Here is a 17,364-nt window from a genome sequence, read left to right as displayed (position 1 = left end):
CATGACAGTTGACTCCTACGACGCCACAGCGCGAGGGGAGCCCGCTTTTGCGAATCCCCACTCCCGACTCCCCAATCCCGCCTCACTTCACACGGCCTCGCCAAACGCCTTGGCCAACCCGCGATACGCCTTGCGCTGCGCTTCGGTTTCCGGCGCCGGCGCCAGCACTTCCAGTTCGACGATCTGGTCGCCCGGCGGAGTGCCGGGCAGGCCGCGGCCGCGCAGGCGCAGCTTGCGGCCGGCGTCGGACTCGGGCGGAATCTTCAGTTCCACCGCCCCGCCCAGGGTCGGCACGCTGATGCTGGTGCCCAGCGCCGCCTGCCAGGGCGTCACCTGCAGGGTGTAGAGGATGTTGCGGCCGTCCACCTCGAACTGCGGATGCGCGGCGTACTCGATCTCCAGCAGCAGGTTGCTGCCGCCGTTGCCCTGCCCGCCCAGCCGGATCACCTGGCCGGGGCGCACGCCCTTGGGCACGCGCACGTCCAACTGCTTGCCGTTGATGGTGATGCGCACGCTGTCGCCGGCGTACACCGCCTCCAGCGGCACCGCCAGCTTGGCGCGGGTGTCGCCGCGCGGCGCGCCCGGTCCCGGTCCCGGTCCCGGTCCCGGACCGGGGCCGGCGCCGCCCTGGCGGGCACGCTGCTGGCGGGCGAACAGGCTTTCGAAGAAATCGCTGAAGCCGCCGCCGGCGCCGCCGTTGCCGAACACTTCCTCGAAGTCGAAGCCCTGCGCGCCGCCGTAGTTCGGCGGCGCGTGGAACTCCTCGCCCGGCCGGTAGCCCTGCGCGCGCAGCTGGTCGTAGGCGGCGCGCTTGGGCGGGTCGCGCAAGGCCTCGTAGGCCTCGTTGATCGCCTTGAACTTCTCTTCGGCCCCAGGCTCCTTGCTGACATCGGGATGGTACTTGCGCGCCAGCCGCCGGTACGCGGTCTTGATCTCGGCATCGCCGGCGCTGGGTTCCACGCCCAGGGTCGCGTAGTAATCCTTGAATTCCATCCATCACCTCAAAAAGAGTCGGCCCGCCGCCTTGCGGCAACGGGCCGGTTGCATGCACTGCGCCATCGCCCGGCCATTCTACGGCCGGCGGCGAGGGCGCGGCGTCGCGGTGGCGGCGCCGCTGCGAGCAGGCGCTTACTGCACGATCGTGGCCCCGGTATCGACCTGGATACGGCGCGGCGTGCTCGCCGGACGCTTGGGGATGCGCACTTCCAGCACCCCATGGTAGCCGGTGGCGGAAATGCCGTCCGGATCGGCGCTGTCGGGCAGCGCGAAGCGGCGATGGAAGCTGCCGTAGCGGCGCTCGATGCGCGAGAAGCGCTCGGTGTCGGCGGCCGATTCGCTCTTGCGCTCGCCCTTGATCGAGAGGATGCCCTTGTCCATCGACACCTCGATCTCCGACGGGTCGATACCCGGCAGGTCGGCGTACAGCACGAAGCGCTCCGGCTCCTCCTTGATGTCCACGCGCGGCACCCACTGCGCGGTGACGACGGCCGATTCGTCGGTGCCGCCGTTGGGGTCGAAGAAGCGGTCGAACACCTGCTTGATCTCGTTCTGGAATGCGGCCTGGGCCGGCCACTGGCGATAACGGACGATGCTCATCGTGGTCTCCTGAAACGTGAATGAGGTACACCCCGGAGGGGACGGTTCGCGGCGGCGGGACCGGCCCGCCGTCCATGCCGGTCAGATAGGCCTGCCGCGGCGCTTTTCAAGGCGTTGACGCCACCTTCCCATTTCCGTTTCTAGACTCGGTTCATCCAAGGAGCCCGACATGCCCATCCAGACCGGCGAACGCATTCCCGAAGTGGTGCTGCAGCGCATCCGCGACGGCGTGGAAGCCGTGGACACGCGCACGTTGTTCGACGGCCGCCGCGCGCTGTTGTTCGCGGTGCCCGGCGCGTTCACCCCGACCTGTTCGGAGAAGCACCTGCCCGGCTATGTGGAGCACTTCGAAGAGTTCCGCAAGCGCGGCATCGAGGTGTACTGCATGGCGGTCAACGACCCGTTCGTGATGCAGGCCTGGGGCAAGAGCCAGCTGGTGCCGGACGGCCTGCAGATGCTGTCCGACGGCAATGGCGACTTCGCCAAGGCGCTGGGCCTGGAACTGGACGCCAGCAGCTACGGCATGGGCGTGCGGGCGCGCCGCTTCGCGCTGTACGCCGACGACGGCGTGGTGCAGGCGCTGTTCGTCGAGGCGCCGGGCGAGTTCAAGGTCTCCGCCGCCGACTACGTGCTGCAGCACCTTCCCGACTGATCCCCTTACCCACCACAGGAAACGGCCAGCCATGTCCAACAAGCCAGCCACCCCGAAGACCGATGCCAAGCCGCTGCAGCACACCGCCGGCCTCACCGACACTGCCACGCTGCGCGCCAACGCCCGCCAGAGCATCGAGGACGGCGCGATCACCAAGAGCTACAGCGCCGACCGCGAGGCGGTGATCAAGATGCTCAACGACGCGCTCGCCACCGAGTACGTGTGCGTGCTGCGCTACTACCGCCACTACTTCATGGCCGCCGGCATGCTCGCCGATGCGGTCAAGGCCGAGTTCCTGGAGCACGCGCAGCAGGAGCAGGCGCATGCGCACAAGCTGGCCGAGCGCATCGTGCAGTTGGGCGGCGAACCGGACCTCAATCCGGACACGCTGACCGCGCGCTCGCACGCCGAGTACAAGGAAGGCGAGGATCTGCGCGACATGGTCAAGGAGAATCTGATCGCCGAGCGCATCGCCATCGACAGCTACCGCGAGATGATCAATTTCGTCGGCGACAAGGACACCACCACCAAGCGCATCCTGGAAGACATCCTGGCCCAGGAAGAAGAGCACGCCGACGAGTTCTCGGACATGCTGGAAGGCTGGATCGGCAAGTAAGCCGGTTCCGCATTCAAGCGCTTTCGTGGGAGCGGCTTCAGCCGCGACAGGCCGTTTCGATGGCGCCTGTCGCGGCTGAAGCCGCTCCTGCTTTTTTTCTTTTCGCGCGATACGCAAATCTCAAGCGAAAGCGAAGGCTTTCGCCCTTGCGGGCGAGTCACTTTTCTTTGCTTGTGCAAAGAAAAGTAACCAAAAGAAAGCACACCCTGCCTCGCGCCCTCCGCGCTGCGCGCTCCGGGTCCGCGTCCAGCCCGGGGATTCGCGGAAGGGGCATCCTGCCCCTGCCGCGAACGGCGCACATCCATGTGCGCCGCCCCTTCGGGGTTTTTCCCCGTACTGGCCGCCGCTTCGGAAGGGAACCCGGCAAGTCAAAAGCAACAGCAACAGCCAAAGCCAAGCGCCCCCCAGGGACTCGCGGTTATCGGTGTCCGGGAGCGATTGTGGGAGGAACTTCAGTCCCGACTGCTTCCGAGGTCGGATCGCCCGCCTACTCTGATCGTCGTCGTTGCGTGACAGTTGGCTTCTACGAGCGCGCGCCACCGCTGCTCAACGCAGCACCCGGAACCGCACCTGGGTCCAGGCGCCGTTGCTGGCCAGGGCGGTCAGGGTGTGGTCGCCGGCGTCGGCGAAGTCGCGCTGGAAGGTGCGTGCGCCCTCGGTGCGGGCGATCCAGCGGCCGTCCAGCAGCCAGTCCACCGGGGTGCTCGTGCCCAGTGCGCGCACCTGCAGACGCACTGTGGTGCTGCCCGGCGCGCGTGCCAGGGTGGCGCGGTCGTTGAGGCCTTCGATACGCAATACGTCGCTGCGGCCGCGGCCGTCGTCGCGGCAGTCAGGTGACAGCGCCGGCAATTGCCCGGCCTGGCGCTCGCTGGCGTGCAGCCATGGGGTCAGCAGTGCCGGCCAGCGCGCCAGGTCGCGGATGACCGCCTCGTGCGGTTGCGCGCAATCCGGCGACAGCCGCAGGCCGCTGTGAGCGTCCACCTGCACGGTCTCGCGGCCGGCGCTCCACAGCCGCGCGTCGCGCTCGGCGAAGGTCGGCGGCACCGCGCCGTCCAGCGCATAGGCGGAGAAGCGGCGTTGGCACAAGGCCGGCGGGGTCTGCTCGGCGGCGATGCCCAACGGCCAGCACACGTCCACCTGCTGCACCGTCGCCGGCATCGGCTGCGGTGCGTTGTCGCCGCGCAGGCGCGGTAGGCTGTCGATGGTCTCGAACATCAGCGGCAAGGCGGTCACTGCGCCGTACTGGCCCGGCAGCGGCGTGCCGTCGGGGCGGCCGACCCACACGCCGACGGTGTAGCGGCGGGTGCTGCCGATCGCCCAGGCGTCGCGGTAGCCGTAGCTGGTGCCGGTCTTCCAGGCCACCCGCGGACGCGCGCCGACGTCGAAGGTGCCGACGCCGTAGCCCGGACGCGGATTGGCCTCGAGCATCTCGCGCACGATCCAGGCCGCGCCGGGCGACATCAGGCGCCGTTCGATGCGCTGGTCGGTTGCGCTGTAGCGCACGTGGCCGGCGATGCCGTCGCGGTTGAGCGCGGCGAAGGCGCCGACCAGTTCCTCCAGCTTGGCGCCGGTGCCGCCGAGGATCAGCGCCAGGTTGGGCGTGCTGCCGCGCGGGAACTTCAGGCCGATGCCGGCGTTGCTCAGGCGCGCGGCAAAGCGCGCCGGGCCGACCCGGTCGAGCAGGTCCACCGCCGGCACGTTGAGCGACAAACGCAGGGCGCTGGCGGCGCCGATCGGGCCGTTGAAGGCTTCGTCGAAATTGCCCGGGCGGTAGTCGCCGAAACTCTGCGGGGCGTCGACCAGCAGGCTTTCGGAATGGATCAGGCCATCGTCCAGGGCCATGCCGTACAGGAACGGCTTGAGCGTGGAGCCGGGCGAGCGCCAGGCCTGCACCATGTCCACGTCGCCGAGCCGGCGGCGGTCGCCGAACTGCACCGAGCCGATGTAGGCACGCGCCTGCAGGTCGCGGTTGTCCACCACCAGCAAGGCCGCGGAAGTGCGCTCGGGCAGTTGCGAGAAGTAGGCGCTGACCCGGTCCTCCAGGGTGCGCTGCAGGTCGGCGTCGAGGGTGGAGACGATGTGCGCGGCGTGCGGGCGCTGCTGGCGCAGGCGCTCGGCCAGCAGCGCGGCGTGCAGCGGCGTCTGCAGCGAGCGCGCCACCACCGGTTCGATGCGCGCGTCGTCGACCTGCGCACGCGGCCATACGCGCAGCGCGACCATGCGTTCGAGCACCTTGTCGCGCGCCGCGCGCGCCGCCTCCGGATGCCGGTCCGGACGCAACCGGCTCGGCGCCTGCGGCAGTACCGCCAGCAATGCCGCCTCGGCCTGCGACAGGCGCGCGGCCGGCTTGCCCAGGTAGGCCCAGCTCGCCGCCTCCACGCCTTCGATGGTGCCGCCGTAAGGCGCGCGCTCCAGGTACAACTGCAGGATCTGCCGCTTGCTCAGGTGCGCTTCCAGCTGCAGCGCACGCAGCGCCTGCTGGGCCTTGCCCAACGGCGTGCGCGTACTGACCTCGGGCGGCATCAGGATGCGCGCCACCTGCATGGTCAGGGTGGAACCACCGGAGACGATGTGGCGCGAAAACACCCACTGCTTGGCCGCACGCAGCAGCGCCCAGGGATTGACCCCGGGGTGCTGCCAGAACCAGCGGTCCTCGTAGTTCAGCAGCGCCTGCAGGTACAGCGGCGAGACGCTGTCCGGCGTGGCCGGATAACGCCAGACGCCGTTGCTGTCGGCGAAGGCACGCAGCGGGGTGCCGTCGGCGGCCACCACCAGGGTCGAGGTGTCGCGCGACTTCGGCAGCGGCAGCGGGAACGCCAGGTCCAGCAACAACAGACCCGACAGCAGCGCCACCGTGCCCCAGCGCAGCCACGGCAGCAGGCGCGTCCAGCGCCGGGGGCGCCGCGCGGCGTGCGTGGCGGCGGTGTCGTCCAGTGGCATGCGGGCTCCCGATGGAAGCGGCCATTTTGCCTGTTGCGGCGACGACGCGGCGAGCGGGATATCCCCTGCCCGTTCGGCATCGCCGACGATGGGTGCCCAACTGCTCCGGGGCGCCAGCAACAATGCGCGCCTTCTGCCACTACGCCAGCGGCAATCGCAGCGTCGCCACGCTGCCTTGCGCGTCCGTACGGGCCTCCAGGCGCAGGCTGCCGCCCTGCGCTTCCAGGATCTGCCGCGACAGCACCAGGCCGATCCCCGAGCCACCGGGCTTGGTGGTGAAGAACGGCACGAACAGGTTGTCGCTGGGCGGCAGCCCGGCACCGCCGTCGCGTACCTCGATCAGCACACTGGCACCGTCGGCGCGCGCGCGCAGCGTCACCGGCGCACTGCCGCCGGCTTCCAGGGCGTTGCGCAGCAGGTTGATCAGCACCTGTTCGAGCTGGTCGGCGTCGGTGCACGCATGCAGCGACGGCGCGACCTCGACCTGCACTCGTGCATCGTCCAGCAGCCGCTGCACGCGCGCGCACAGCGGCACCAGCGCCACCGGCGCCGGGACCGGCGCGGGCAGCCTGGCCAACCGCGCGTAGCCGCCCAGGAACCGCTGCAGCGCCGCGCTGCGCTGTTCGATCACGCTCAGTCCGTTGTGCAGATCGGCCTGCAGCTCGGCGTCGAGCGCCTGCGGCGCGGCCGTCAGCAGGCGCGCCAGGGTGTCGGCGATCGAGGCGATCGGCGTCAGCGAGTTGTTGATCTCGTGACTGAGCACGCGCAGCAGGCGGCGGAAGGCCTGCGCCTCCTCCTCGCGCAGCGCGCGCTCCATCGGCTGCACCAGCAGCAGCCGCCCGGCCTGGCTGCGGCTGCGCAAGGCGGCGTGACCGATCTGCCAGCGCCCCTGCTGCCCGGCGAACGCATGCGGCTGGATGCTGCCCGACGGCACGTCGAACAGGCCGGCCAGTCCCAACGCCTGCGCGGATTGCCCGATCGCCTGCGGGGCGGCGACGCCGAGCAGGCGCTCGCCGGCCGGATTGACCAGGCGCAGGCGCTGGTCCTGTTCGAACGCGAACACCGCCCCGTCCAGCGCCGCCAGGGTCTTGCTCAGCAGTTGCAGGCTTTCGTGCGAATCGCGCTGTTCGTCCTGCAGGCGCTGCGCCAGGGCGTTGAAGCGCGCCAGCAGGCCGTCGGCATCGCGCGCGTCCTGCGCCGCACGCACGCTGTAGTCGCCCTCGCGCAGCGCGTCCAGCAGGCCACCGAGGGTGCGCAGGCGCTGCCCGGCATCGCGCTGCTGCCAGCGCCAGAGCGCCATGGTCAGCACCAGCACGCACAGCAGCAGCACGATCGCCTCGGGCAGCCGCGGCGCGCCGGCGACGAGCACCAGCACCAAGGCCAGCAAGGCCGGCGCCACCAGCCACAGCGGCCGGAAGCGCTGTCGCTCAGCCGGCGTCATCGCTGCGCAGCCCGTGCTTGCCCAGGCGCCGGTACAGGCTCTGCCGGGTGATGCCGAGCTGGTCGGCGGTGCGCTGCAGGTTGCCTTGGTGCTGTGCCAGCGCCTGCTTCAGCAGCAGCGCCTCGGCTTCTTCCAGGGTGAGTTGCGTCGACAGTGCCGGCGCGGCATTCGTCGCCGGCTGCAGGCGCAGGTCGTCGCTGCCCAGGGTGCTGCCATCGGCCAGCAGCGCCGCACGCTCCATCACATGCGCCAGTTCGCGCACGTTGCCGGGCCAGGCGTAACCGAGCAGCGCGCGCTCGGCGTCGCGCGCCAGCGTCGGCAGCGGCCGCCGGTAGCGGGAGCAGGCGGCGGCGAGGTAATGCCGCGCCAGCGGCAGGATGTCGGCGCCGCGCTCGCGCAGCGGCGGCACGCGCACCTGGAAGGTGTTGAGCCGGTACAGCAGGTCCTGGCGGAAGCGGCCGGCCGCCACGTCCGCCTCCAGGTCGGCATTGGTCGCCGCGACGATGCGCACGTCCACCCGTTGCGTGCGCGAGGAACCGAGCCGCTCGAACTCGCCGTCCTCGATCGCGCGCAGCAACTTGGGCTGCTGCTGCAGCGGCAGGTTGCCGATCTCGTCCAGGAACAGGGTGCCGCCATCGGCCAGTTCGAAACGGCCGGCACGGTCCTGGCGCGCGTCGGTGTAGGCGCCGCGCACGTGACCGAACAGTTCGGCCTCGAACAGGGTCGGCGCCAGGCCGCCGATGTTGACCTTGACGAAGGCCTGCGTGCGGCGCGGCGACCACTGGTGCAGCAACTGCGCCAGCAGGCTCTTGCCGGTGCCGTTCTCGCCCAGCAGCAGCACGTTGGCGCCGCTGCCGGCGATGCGCAGAAGGTCCTCGACCAGGCGCTGCATCGGTGCCGATTCGGCGACGAAGCCGGCGGCACCGTCCTGCAGCAACAGCGCCTGCGCCTCGCCCAGACGTTGCGCAGCGCGGCGGCTGCGATCCAACGCGATGCGGCTCTCCAGCACCGCCAGGACCCGCGCGTTCTGCCAGGGCTTCTCGATGAAATCCACCGCGCCCTCGCGCATCGCCGCCACTGCCAGTTCGATGCTGGCCCAGGCGGTCATCGCGATCACCGGCAGTCCCGGCCATTGCGCGGCGATCTGCGCGATCAACGCCAGGCCTTCGGCGCCGGAGGTGGTGTCGCGCGCATAGTTCATGTCCACCAGCACCGCGGCGAACGCGTCGCCGCGCAGGCAGGCCAGCGCCAGCTCCGGCGACTCGGCGCCGACCATGCCGTAGCCGGCGCTCTTGAGCAGCATGCGCAATGCTTCGCGCACGTCGGCCTGGTCGTCGACGACGAGGATGCGCGGCAAGGGCGGTGTGCGGGCGTCGGTCATGGCGCAGAGTCTAGCGGCCGGGCGTGGTGGACAGACGCCACGGCGCCCGTCGTGGCGTACCGGCATCGGAATGCAAAGCGCATCATTCGGCGCGCAAGGCCTGCATCGGCGGCACCCGCGCCGCGCGCCGTGCCGGCGCCAGCGCGGCGAGCAGGCCGGCCGCGGCCAGCACCAACAGCACCGCGCCGATCGCCAGCGGGTCGGCCACGCGCACCTCGAACAAATACCGCTGCAGCAGCCGCGACAGCGCCATCGCCACGCCCAGGCCCAGCAGCAGGCCCACCCCGATCTGCACGCCGGCCTCGCCCAGCACCTGCCGCCGCAGCCGCGCCGGCGGTGCGCCGAGCGCGGCGCGCACGCCGAACTCGTGCTGGCGCGCGGCCACCGCCACTGCCATCACCGCATACAGGCCGACCGCGGCCAGCAACAGCGCCAGCCCCGCGAACAGGCCGACCAGCAGCAGGTTGAGCTTCTGTTCGCCGGTGGTGCTGGCGACCAGCGCCTGCATCGGTTGCAGCTCGGCGATCGGCTGCTGTGGCGCCACTTCGTCGATGGCGGCACGCAGCGCGCGCTCGTCGGCACCCAGTGCGCCGGCCCGCAGATGCACCGCATAGGTCAGCGCGCCGAAGCCGCGGAGGATCTGCCACATCGGCTCGCTCATCTGTGCCAGCGGCTGGTACACGGTCGGCTCCGGTGGCTCGGCCGGGCTGGTGTGGCGCACGTCGCCGACCACGCCGACCACGCGCATCGACACGCGCTGGTCGCCGCCGTCGTCGGGCAAGCTGACGATCTTGCCGAGCGCCTGCCCGTGCAGGTAACGCGCAGCGAAGCTGGCGCTGACCACGCAGACCCGCTCGCCTCCGGCCACATCGCTGTCGGCAATCCCGCGCCCGGCCAGCAAGGGAATGCGGAAGACCTCCAGGAACTGCGGCGTGGCCAACCGGTACTGGCTATCGACGGACGGCGCGCCATCGATCTCCACGCTCCAGCTCAACCGCGTCGCCGTCGGCGGATTGGTCGACACCCCCACGCGGTCGATGCCCGGCACCTGCTGCAAGCGCGCGACGATACGCCGGGTCTGCTCCACCGCATCGGCCGCGGTGACGTAGCGCTCCTTCACCGGCGCCAGGGTGAACACCACCGCCGAGCGGCTCTCGAAGCCCATCGGCACCTCCGCCAGCTTCTGCAGGGTGCGGGTGAACAGGGCCGCGCCGATCAGCAGCACCACGGCGATGGCAACCTGCGCGATCACCAGGACACGGCCGAGGCGGCCGGCCTGCAGGCTCCAGCCGCCGCGCCCACCACCAGCCAGTTCCGTCACCAGATTGCGGCGGCGGCCGCGCACGATGCCCAGCGCTGCGGCCAACAGCGCCGTCGCGCCGCCGGCGAGCAGCGCGAACAGCACGCTGGCGCCGCTCAGATGCGGCGCCTCGCCGCGCATCCACATCAGCGGCACCCAGCCGCCGAGCAGACGCAGGCCCAGCCAGGCCAGCACCAGGCCGGCCAGGCTGCCGAGCGCGCCGATCAGCACGCCTTCGGCCAATGCCGGCAGGCTCAAGCGCAGCCACGAGGCGCCCAGCGCGGCACGCACCGCGCTGTCGTGGCTGCGCCCGAGCGCGCGCAACAGCATCAGGCTGGTGAGGTTGATCGCGGCGATCAGCAGCACGCAGGCAGCCGCGGCGAAGAACAGCCACAGGGTGTTGCCGCTGTTGGCGTCGTATAGGCTGTCCTGCAGCGGCAGCGCGTTGGGCGGCCGTCGCTGCAGCGACGCCCACCACGACGCGTCCATGTGCGGGCTGTTGCGCAACAGGGCCTGGAGCGTCGTCGCGGTCTGCGCGGACGCCGCGGCCACGCTGACCCCGGGCCGCAACCGCGCCACCACGATCTCGTTGGTGGACAGGTTGGTCGCGGCCAGGTCCGGCTGCATGTTGCGGATCAGGTCGAACGGCTCGGCCCAGGGGAAGGCCGCCGGCAGCACGCCGACGATCTGCACCGGCTTGCCTTCCACCTGCAGGGTGCGTCCCACCGCGGACGGGTCGCCATCGAAATAGCGCTGCCAGAAACGATGGCTGAGGATCACCGCCTGCGGCCCGCCGGGCCGGCTTTCCTCGTCGTTGAAGTTGCGCCCGGCCGCCATCGGCAGGCCGAGCGTGCGCAGGAAGCCGGCATCGGCACTGATCGACGCGACCACCTCGCTGGCAGCGCCGCGGGCGACGTTGGCCGGCACCGGGAACCCGCGCGCGATGCCCACCGACTGCAGGCTCGACATGCGCCGCAACACAGGGTAATAGCCGGGCGCAGCGACATTGCGGCCAGGATCGCTGGACAGGCCGAGGGTGACCAGTCGCTCCGGCTGCGGGAACGGCAGCGGCTTCAGCAAGGCCTGGTCGAGCAGCGCGAACACCGCGGTGGTGGTGGCCACGCCCAGCGCCAGGGTGAGCACCGCCAGCAGCAGATAGCCCGGCCTGCGCGCAAGCGTGCGCCAGGATTGCCGCATCTCGGCCCACTGCAGGGCGGCGCTCATCGTGCCTGCCCCGCAGCGCGCGCCGGCAGCGCCACGTCCTGTTCGTGGCGCAACCGCTCGAAGGTGTCCTCATCGACGATGCGGCCGTCGAGCATGTGCACGATGCGCTGCGCGCGCCGCGCGAATGCCGGATCATGAGTGACCATGCACAAGGTGGTGCCGTTGTCGTGCAGTTGTTCCAGCAACTGCATCACCGCCTCGCCGTTGCGGCTGTCCAGGTTGCCGGTCGGTTCGTCGGCGAGCAGGATCGTCGGATTGCCGGCCAGCGCGCGCGCCACCGCCACGCGCTGCTGCTGGCCGCCGGACAACTGCCCCGGATAGTGCTTCTGGCGATGCTGCATGCCGACCAGCTCCAGCACCTCGCGCACGCGCTGGCGGATCTGGCTGCGCTGGGCGCCCTCGCGGTAGGTCAGCGGCAGCGCCACGTTCTCTTCCACGGTGAGGTCGGCGATCAGGTTGAAGGCCTGGAAGATGAAGCCGATCTCGGCGTTGCGGATGCGTGCGCGGCCAACCGTGTCCAGTTCGGCGACGCTGCGGCCGTTGAGCCGGTAGGTGCCGCCGCTGGGCGCATCGAGCAGGCCCAGGATCGACAGCAGGGTCGACTTGCCGCAGCCGGACGGGCCGGTGATGGCGACGAAATCGCCAGGCGCCACGTCCAGTGCGATCTCGGCCAGGGCGTGGGTTTCCACTTCCTCGGTGTGGAAGACCTTGCTGAGCCCGTGCAGGTGGATCAGCGGCGTGGCGGATGGTGCGGGAACTGCGGTCATGCGGGATCTCTCCTGGTGAGGCTAGCGTAAGCGCAAGGTGGCGTCGGCATTCCACTGGCTGGTGTCGGACAGCACGACGCGGTCGCCGGCGCGCAGGCCGGCGCGGACTTCGATGCGGTCGCTGGAGGCGGCGCCGAAGCGCACGCGGATGCGCTGCGCGGTGTCGCCGCCGTCGCGCAGCACGAACAGGCTGCCGGCGGCGTTGGGCACGGCCAGCGCCGGGCGCGGGATGCTGACCACGTCGCGCAGCGTGCCGAGCACGATGCGGCCGTCCACCGACAGGTCCGGGCGCACGCCGGGCGGCAACGGCGGCGTCAGCCGCACGTCGACCGCCACACTGCCGCTGCGCACCGCCGGATCGATCCGCGCCACCTGCCCGCCGACCACGCCGTTGTGCGTATCCACCGCCACCGGCAGGCCTTCGATCACGTCCTTGGCCAGGACTTCGGGCACCTGCAGGCGTGCCAGCAGGTCGTCCGGGCGCGCCACCCGCGCCAGCTTGGCGCCGGCCTCGACGCGTTGGCCGGGCTCCACGTCCACTTGTTGCAGGATGCCGTCGCTGCCGGCACGTACCTGCAGCGAGTCGGCCTGTTGCGTGGCGATGGCCAACGCACTGGCGGCCTGCTCGCGCCGTGCCTGCGCCGCGCGCAGTTGCGCCGCCATGTTCTGCCGGAACGCGGCGACGCGCTTGCGTTCGATGTCGGCGCGGCCGCGTTGCTGCGCCTCCACGATCTGGCTCTGGGTCAGGTCGATCGCCGAGATCGCGCCGCCGTCGTGGCCGCGCCGGTAGGCCTTGGCCTTGATCTGCGCGATCTGCAACTCGGACTCGGCCTGCGCCTGCAGCGCCTGCTGGTCGAGGAGTCGCGAGGCCAGCGCGGCGTGCAGTGCGGCCAGGTCGGCATCGGCGCCGGCCAGCGCGGCGCGTGCGCGATCCAGGCCGGCCTCCAGTTCCGGATTGACCAGTTGCAGGATCGGCGTATCGGCCAGCACGCGCGCGCCGGCCTCGACCCGTTGCTGTTGCACGGTGGCCGGGGCCCCGGCGGTGATCCAGCGGATCTGCCGCGGCACCAGCACGCCGTTGGCGCGGACCTCGCGACGCATTTCGCCGCGCGTGGCCGCATCGATCCACACTTCGCTGCGCGCCACACTTGGTGCGGCGCGACCGCTGCCGAGCAGCGCAACGCCCAGCACGATCGCCACGGCAGCGGCTGCCACCAGCCAGCGGCGGCGCTGGCACCAGAACGAACGGTTCGGGGATTTCGCGATATCCATGCCTGCTGTACAGCAGGCTGCATGCCAATCGGCGAACCGCGCTAACCCATTGAATCCGTTGCGCCGCGACCGCTGCGCGCGCGGTCGCGGCGTCCGCAAGCGGTCGCGCAGCGACCGATTACGGACAGTTGAACGGCCATGCGCCGGTCAGGGCTTTTCCAGCGACGCGCGATAGCGCAGCAGCGCTTCCGGTTCGTCGGTCTGGAAGGCGCCGATGCCGGCGCGGTACAGCCGCCCCCACACCGCCTCCGGATCGCGCACCGCATCGGCATCGCCGCCGACGTCGGCGACGAAGCCTTCCCACAACGTATTGACCAGCAGCCGCACCTGTCGCTGCCTGGCCAGCGCCGTCACCGCCGGCAACTGGGCCAGACGCATCCGCGGCAGTTCGATCGCCACCGGCCGCACCTTGCCGTCGGTCTGGGTGCGCACGGTCTGCACCAGGTCGTCGGTGCCCGGCGGGTTGAGCAGCACCGGGGTGAAGTTGATCCGGTCGAACGGCGGCATCGATGCCAGGTCCTGGCTGGCGACGCCGACCTCGGTCTTGACCACCACCTGCCGCTCCATGCCGGCGCGGCGCACCGCGTCGACCACCTCGGCGTAGATCGGCGCCTTGACGTCGAGGTTGAGCATGATCCGGCCCTTGGCCGCGGCCAGCATCTGCTGCAGGGTCAGCGGATGCTGGTCGGTGAGCGGCGCGTCGGCGCCGCCCTCGTCGTCGCGCAGGCGCAACCGCGACAGTTGCGGCCAGGTCAGTTCGGCGACCTTGCCGGTGCCGTCGGTGGTGCGGTCGACGGTGGCGTCATGGAACATCACCAGGGTGCCGTCGCCGGCGCGGCGGATGTCGGTTTCGAGCATGTCCACGCCCAGCGCCACGCAGCGCTCCAGCCCCAGCAGCGAGTTCTCCGGTGCGTGCCCGGGAAAGCCGTGCGCGGGCGCGGGATTGTGGCAGCCGCGGTGGGCGACGACGAAGATGCCGCCATCGGGTGCGGCCAGGCGCGCCTGGATCGGGGCGATGGCGGCGATGGCCGGGGCCGTCGCGGTCAGCAGTGCGGCAATGATCGCGCCGCGCGAGAAAAGCAGGTTCATGGAAGGTCTCCGGCAACGGTCACAGCGACGGGGTGAAGCGCAGGCCGAGCCAGTAGGTGGTCGGCATCGAATAACTGTCCTTCAGCAGGTTCTCGCCGGGGCCGGTGAAGCTGGTGAGGCGGCTGTGGGTGACATTGCTGATCTGGCCGACCACGCTGAGCTGCTTGCTCACCGCCCAGGTCGCCGACAGGTCCAGCTGCGAACGCGGCGCCCAGTACAGATCCTGCCAGGCGATGTTGCTGACGATGGCGCGCAGCGCCTTGCCCTGGCGGTTGTAGGCCGCACGCAGTTCGACGCCGCCGACGGTGTAGAACAGCGAGGCGTTGGCGGTGTAATCCGGCTGCCCGACCAGGCGATCGACGGTGCGCTGGCTCTGCACCAGGTTGGGCGCGCTGCCGCTGGTGAACGGCACGTCCATGCCGCCATCGAGCAGCGCCAGATTGGCGCTGGCGCCCAGGCCGGACAGCGCCGGCACGCCCGGGAACAGGGTGTTGAACACTGCGCTCAGTTCCAGGCCGCGCACGTGCGCCTTGGCGGCGTTGGCCGGAGTGCTGATCAGCACGTTGGAATAGGTGGTGCCGTTGAAGCTGAACTGGTCGGTGCGCGAGAGGGTGAAGATCTCGTCCTGGATGCGCTTGTCGAACAGTGCCGCGGCGAGCATGCCGTCGAAATCGTCGGGCAGGCGCCATTCCAGCGACAGGTCCAGGTTGGTGGACACGCGCGGCTTGATGTCGGGATTACCGATGGTGACGGTCACGCCCTGCGCGTTGGGATTGCCCATGTCGCTGCTGTTGACGAAGCCGATCGAAGTGCGCGCGGCGTAAGCGTCGTAGGGCGGACGGCCGAGCGTGCGGCTGGCGCCGGCGCGCAGGTCGAGGCGGTCGTTGACGTGGTAGGTCATCACCGCCGACGGCAGCACCTTGGCGTAGCGCGACTCGGTCGGCGCATCGACGTAGACGTAGCTGCCGGTGGCCGCATCCAGTTGCCGCTGGCGGCCGACGGTGGACTGGTCGGTATGGTCGTAGTGCAGGCCGGCTTCCACATCGAAATCGTCGGCGCGATAGCCGACCAGGCCGTAGGCACCGAAGATCTCCTCGCGATGGCTGAAGTTGTCCTGGTTGCTGAAGGCGCTCTGGTCGGTGCGGTTGAACGCGCTCAGCGGCGTGGCGCTCAGCACCTGGTTGGCCTTGTCCGGATCGATCGCGATCAGGTTCAGGCCCAGGTAGCGCATCGGCGCATTGGACGGCGCCAGCACGTCGGCGATCTTCAGCGGCGGCGCGCTGCGGTTGGGCTGGTATTCCACGCGGTAGATGTCGAAGCCGGGTTCGTCGCGGGTGTAGCTGAGGCCGCCGCCGAAGCCGAAGCCGCGGTCCATCTCGCCACGGTTGAAGGCGTAGTCCAGGCGCCCGGTGAGCACCTTGTCGCGCGCATTGCGCTGGTAGTCCGGACGCCAGTACAGCAGGCTGTAGTTGTCGTAGTTGTAGTACGCCTGCGCCGCCATCGGGAAGCGCTGGTTGAGTGCAGAGGTGTCGTAGTTGAAGCCATAGGCCGCCGTCGGCACCACGGTGACGCCGGGGCCGGTCTGCCCGGTGGGCACCGCCGCCGGGCGCTGCGCGCCGGTGACGTACTTGATCATCTTGATCGGTTCGGCATAGGTGGCATCGGACCAGGACGCGCGCGCCGACAGCACCTGGCGGTCGTCCGGGCGCCATTCGAAGCCGGTCTGGCCGAGCTTGGTGCGGGTGGTGGTGATCTGGTTGGAGTAGCCCACTTCCACGTCGCCGACCGGGTAGGTGCCGCTGGTGGCGGTCTGGTTGTAGACGCGGTTGCGGTTGCGCGGATCGAGGATGACCTCGTTGCGCTCCATGTTGTCGCGGAAATAGTAGTAGCCGGCCATGGCGTAGGCCTGGAGGGATTCGCTCAACCGCGCCTCGAACTTGCCGGTGAGGCCGTAGCGGTCGCGCTTGTCCATCACGTACCAGTACTTGTCCTGCTGCGGCACGGCCCAGCCGTTGCCCAGGTTGTTGCCGCTCTGCAGTACGCCGCTGTTGTCGTAGAACCCGTAGTGCACCGTGTCGGTGGTCATGTGGGTTTCGGTGTAGCTGCTCAGCGTCTGGTAGTTGCCGGACAGGGTCAGGCCGTACTGCCCTTCGCTGCCGAAGGTACGGCTGCCGGTGGCGAGCAGGCGGTAGCCCGGGTCGTCCTGGTCGCGCGGCTTGCCGACGTCGTTGGCATGGCCCAGAGAGGCCTCGGCGGTGAAGAACGGCTTGCCGCCGTTCTCGAACGCGCTGCGGGTCTTGAGATTGATCGCACCGCCGGTGGCGTTCGGGTCCAGGTCCGGGGTGAAGGTCTTGATGACCTGCAGTTCGCTGACCATCGAGGCCGGCAGGATGTCCAGGCGCACGCCGCGGGTGATCGAGCCCAGCGTGCCGTTGGGCGTGCCCGGCGAGGCCACGGTCAGGCCGTCGATGGTGACATTGTTGTAGGACGGGCCGAGGCCGCGCAGCACCGGGGTGGCGGCTTCGTCGCGCGGATGTTCGTTGTCGGTGGCCGGCAGCACCGACAGGCCGGGGATGCGGCGCAGCGCCTCGACGATGGTGGTGTCCGGCAGCGCACGCACGTCGGTGGAGCTGACCACGTCGGTGATGTTGGTGGCCGCGCGCTTGCTCTCGATCGCGGCGGCGTTGGCCTTGCGCACGCCGGTGACCATCACGCTGGACAGCGTGGTGGTGCCGTCGCCGCTGGCGGCGGCGTTGGGCGTGGTGTCAGGCGTGGCGTCGCCGACGGCCGGTGCGGTGGCGGCCGCGACGGCGCTGGCGTCGGCAGCGAGCGTCGCCGTGGTGGACGCGGCGTCCTGTGCGAGCGCGGCCTGGCAGCTGGCGGCGAGCGCGCAGACGATCAGCGCGCGGCGCCGATGGGTGAGTGGTTGCATGGCGATGTCCCCTGGTTGACCGAATTAAGTAACTTAAAGTTCGTTATTTAATCCCAGGGATATGACGCTGCGATGGCGGCCAGCGGAAAACCTGGCGACAGCGCCCGCGCGGCAGTGGCCACGGCGTTTCGTACGGCATCGGCCAACGGCCGGC

12 protein-coding genes are annotated in these 17,364 nt (G+C 70.4%); 2 read left to right on the top strand and 10 right to left on the bottom strand.

Features of this window, described 5'->3' with window-relative positions; genetic code table 11:
• Positions 1 to 87: 87 nt before the first annotated feature.
• Together CEK65_RS09420 and CEK65_RS09415 are read right to left on the bottom strand one after the other, a co-directional pair.
• On the bottom strand, positions 88 to 993 hold the full coding sequence (locus CEK65_RS09420; protein WP_152181543.1) for a DnaJ C-terminal domain-containing protein: 906 nt from the start codon (positions 991 to 993) through the stop codon (positions 88 to 90).
• A 135-nt stretch (positions 994 to 1,128) separates the two neighbouring features.
• Complete coding sequence (locus CEK65_RS09415; protein ID WP_010341349.1) at positions 1,129 to 1,596, bottom strand: Hsp20/alpha crystallin family protein; 468 nt, start codon at positions 1,594 to 1,596, stop codon at positions 1,129 to 1,131.
• A 169-nt stretch (positions 1,597 to 1,765) separates the two neighbouring features.
• Between CEK65_RS09415 and CEK65_RS09410 the strand changes: the two genes are divergently transcribed.
• Positions 1,766 to 2,248: a peroxiredoxin gene (locus tag CEK65_RS09410; RefSeq protein WP_017909165.1), complete on the top strand. Its 483-nt coding sequence runs from the start codon at positions 1,766 to 1,768 to the stop codon at positions 2,246 to 2,248.
• 31 nt (positions 2,249 to 2,279) lie between these two features.
• Positions 2,280 to 2,864 (top strand): ferritin-like domain-containing protein, encoded by a 585-nt coding sequence (locus CEK65_RS09405; protein WP_017909166.1) that lies wholly within the window; start codon positions 2,280 to 2,282, stop codon positions 2,862 to 2,864.
• A gap of 546 nt (positions 2,865 to 3,410) precedes the next feature.
• Here the strand turns inward: CEK65_RS09405 and pbpC are convergent.
• The 8 genes from pbpC to CEK65_RS09365 all read right to left on the bottom strand — a co-directional run bounded on the left by pbpC (position 3,411) and on the right by CEK65_RS09365 (position 16,988).
• Positions 3,411 to 5,804, bottom strand: a complete 2,394-nt coding sequence (pbpC, locus tag CEK65_RS09400; RefSeq protein WP_152181542.1) for a penicillin-binding protein 1C — start codon at positions 5,802 to 5,804, stop codon at positions 3,411 to 3,413.
• A gap of 139 nt (positions 5,805 to 5,943) precedes the next feature.
• A complete protein-coding gene (locus CEK65_RS21170) occupies positions 5,944 to 6,432 on the bottom strand; it encodes an ATP-binding protein (RefSeq protein WP_226980536.1) in 489 nt (162 codons plus the stop codon).
• A 799-nt stretch (positions 6,433 to 7,231) separates the two neighbouring features.
• Positions 7,232 to 8,626 (bottom strand): sigma-54 dependent transcriptional regulator, encoded by a 1,395-nt coding sequence (locus CEK65_RS09390; protein WP_152181540.1) that lies wholly within the window; start codon positions 8,624 to 8,626, stop codon positions 7,232 to 7,234.
• A gap of 82 nt (positions 8,627 to 8,708) precedes the next feature.
• On the bottom strand, positions 8,709 to 11,150 hold the full coding sequence (locus tag CEK65_RS09385; RefSeq protein ID WP_152181539.1) for an ADOP family duplicated permease: 2,442 nt from the start codon (positions 11,148 to 11,150) through the stop codon (positions 8,709 to 8,711).
• On the bottom strand, positions 11,147 to 11,917 hold the full coding sequence (locus tag CEK65_RS09380; protein ID WP_152181538.1) for an ABC transporter ATP-binding protein: 771 nt from the start codon (positions 11,915 to 11,917) through the stop codon (positions 11,147 to 11,149). Before CEK65_RS09380 ends, CEK65_RS09385 begins: the two co-directional genes overlap by 4 nt.
• 21 nt (positions 11,918 to 11,938) lie before the next feature.
• Positions 11,939 to 13,189 carry an efflux RND transporter periplasmic adaptor subunit gene (locus CEK65_RS09375; RefSeq protein WP_152181537.1) on the bottom strand — a complete coding sequence of 417 codons (1,251 nt, stop codon included), beginning with the start codon at positions 13,187 to 13,189 and terminating at the stop codon, positions 11,939 to 11,941.
• Positions 13,190 to 13,336: 147 nt separating this feature from the next.
• The gene (locus tag CEK65_RS09370; protein WP_152181536.1) at positions 13,337 to 14,278 is read right to left on the bottom strand and encodes a glycerophosphodiester phosphodiesterase family protein; all 942 of its coding nucleotides are present in this window, start codon (positions 14,276 to 14,278) and stop codon (positions 13,337 to 13,339) included.
• A gap of 19 nt (positions 14,279 to 14,297) precedes the next feature.
• Complete coding sequence (locus CEK65_RS09365; protein ID WP_226980535.1) at positions 14,298 to 16,988, bottom strand: TonB-dependent receptor; 2,691 nt, start codon at positions 16,986 to 16,988, stop codon at positions 14,298 to 14,300.
• Positions 16,989 to 17,364: the final 376 nt, after the last annotated feature.

The sequence above is a fragment of the Xanthomonas sp. LMG 12459 genome, from assembly GCF_009192905.1.
Classification (GTDB): Bacteria; Pseudomonadota; Gammaproteobacteria; order Xanthomonadales; family Xanthomonadaceae; genus Xanthomonas_A; species Xanthomonas_A sontii.
The sequence above is the reverse complement of the archived record's forward strand: the minus strand, read 5'-3'. Positions and strand labels throughout refer to the sequence as shown.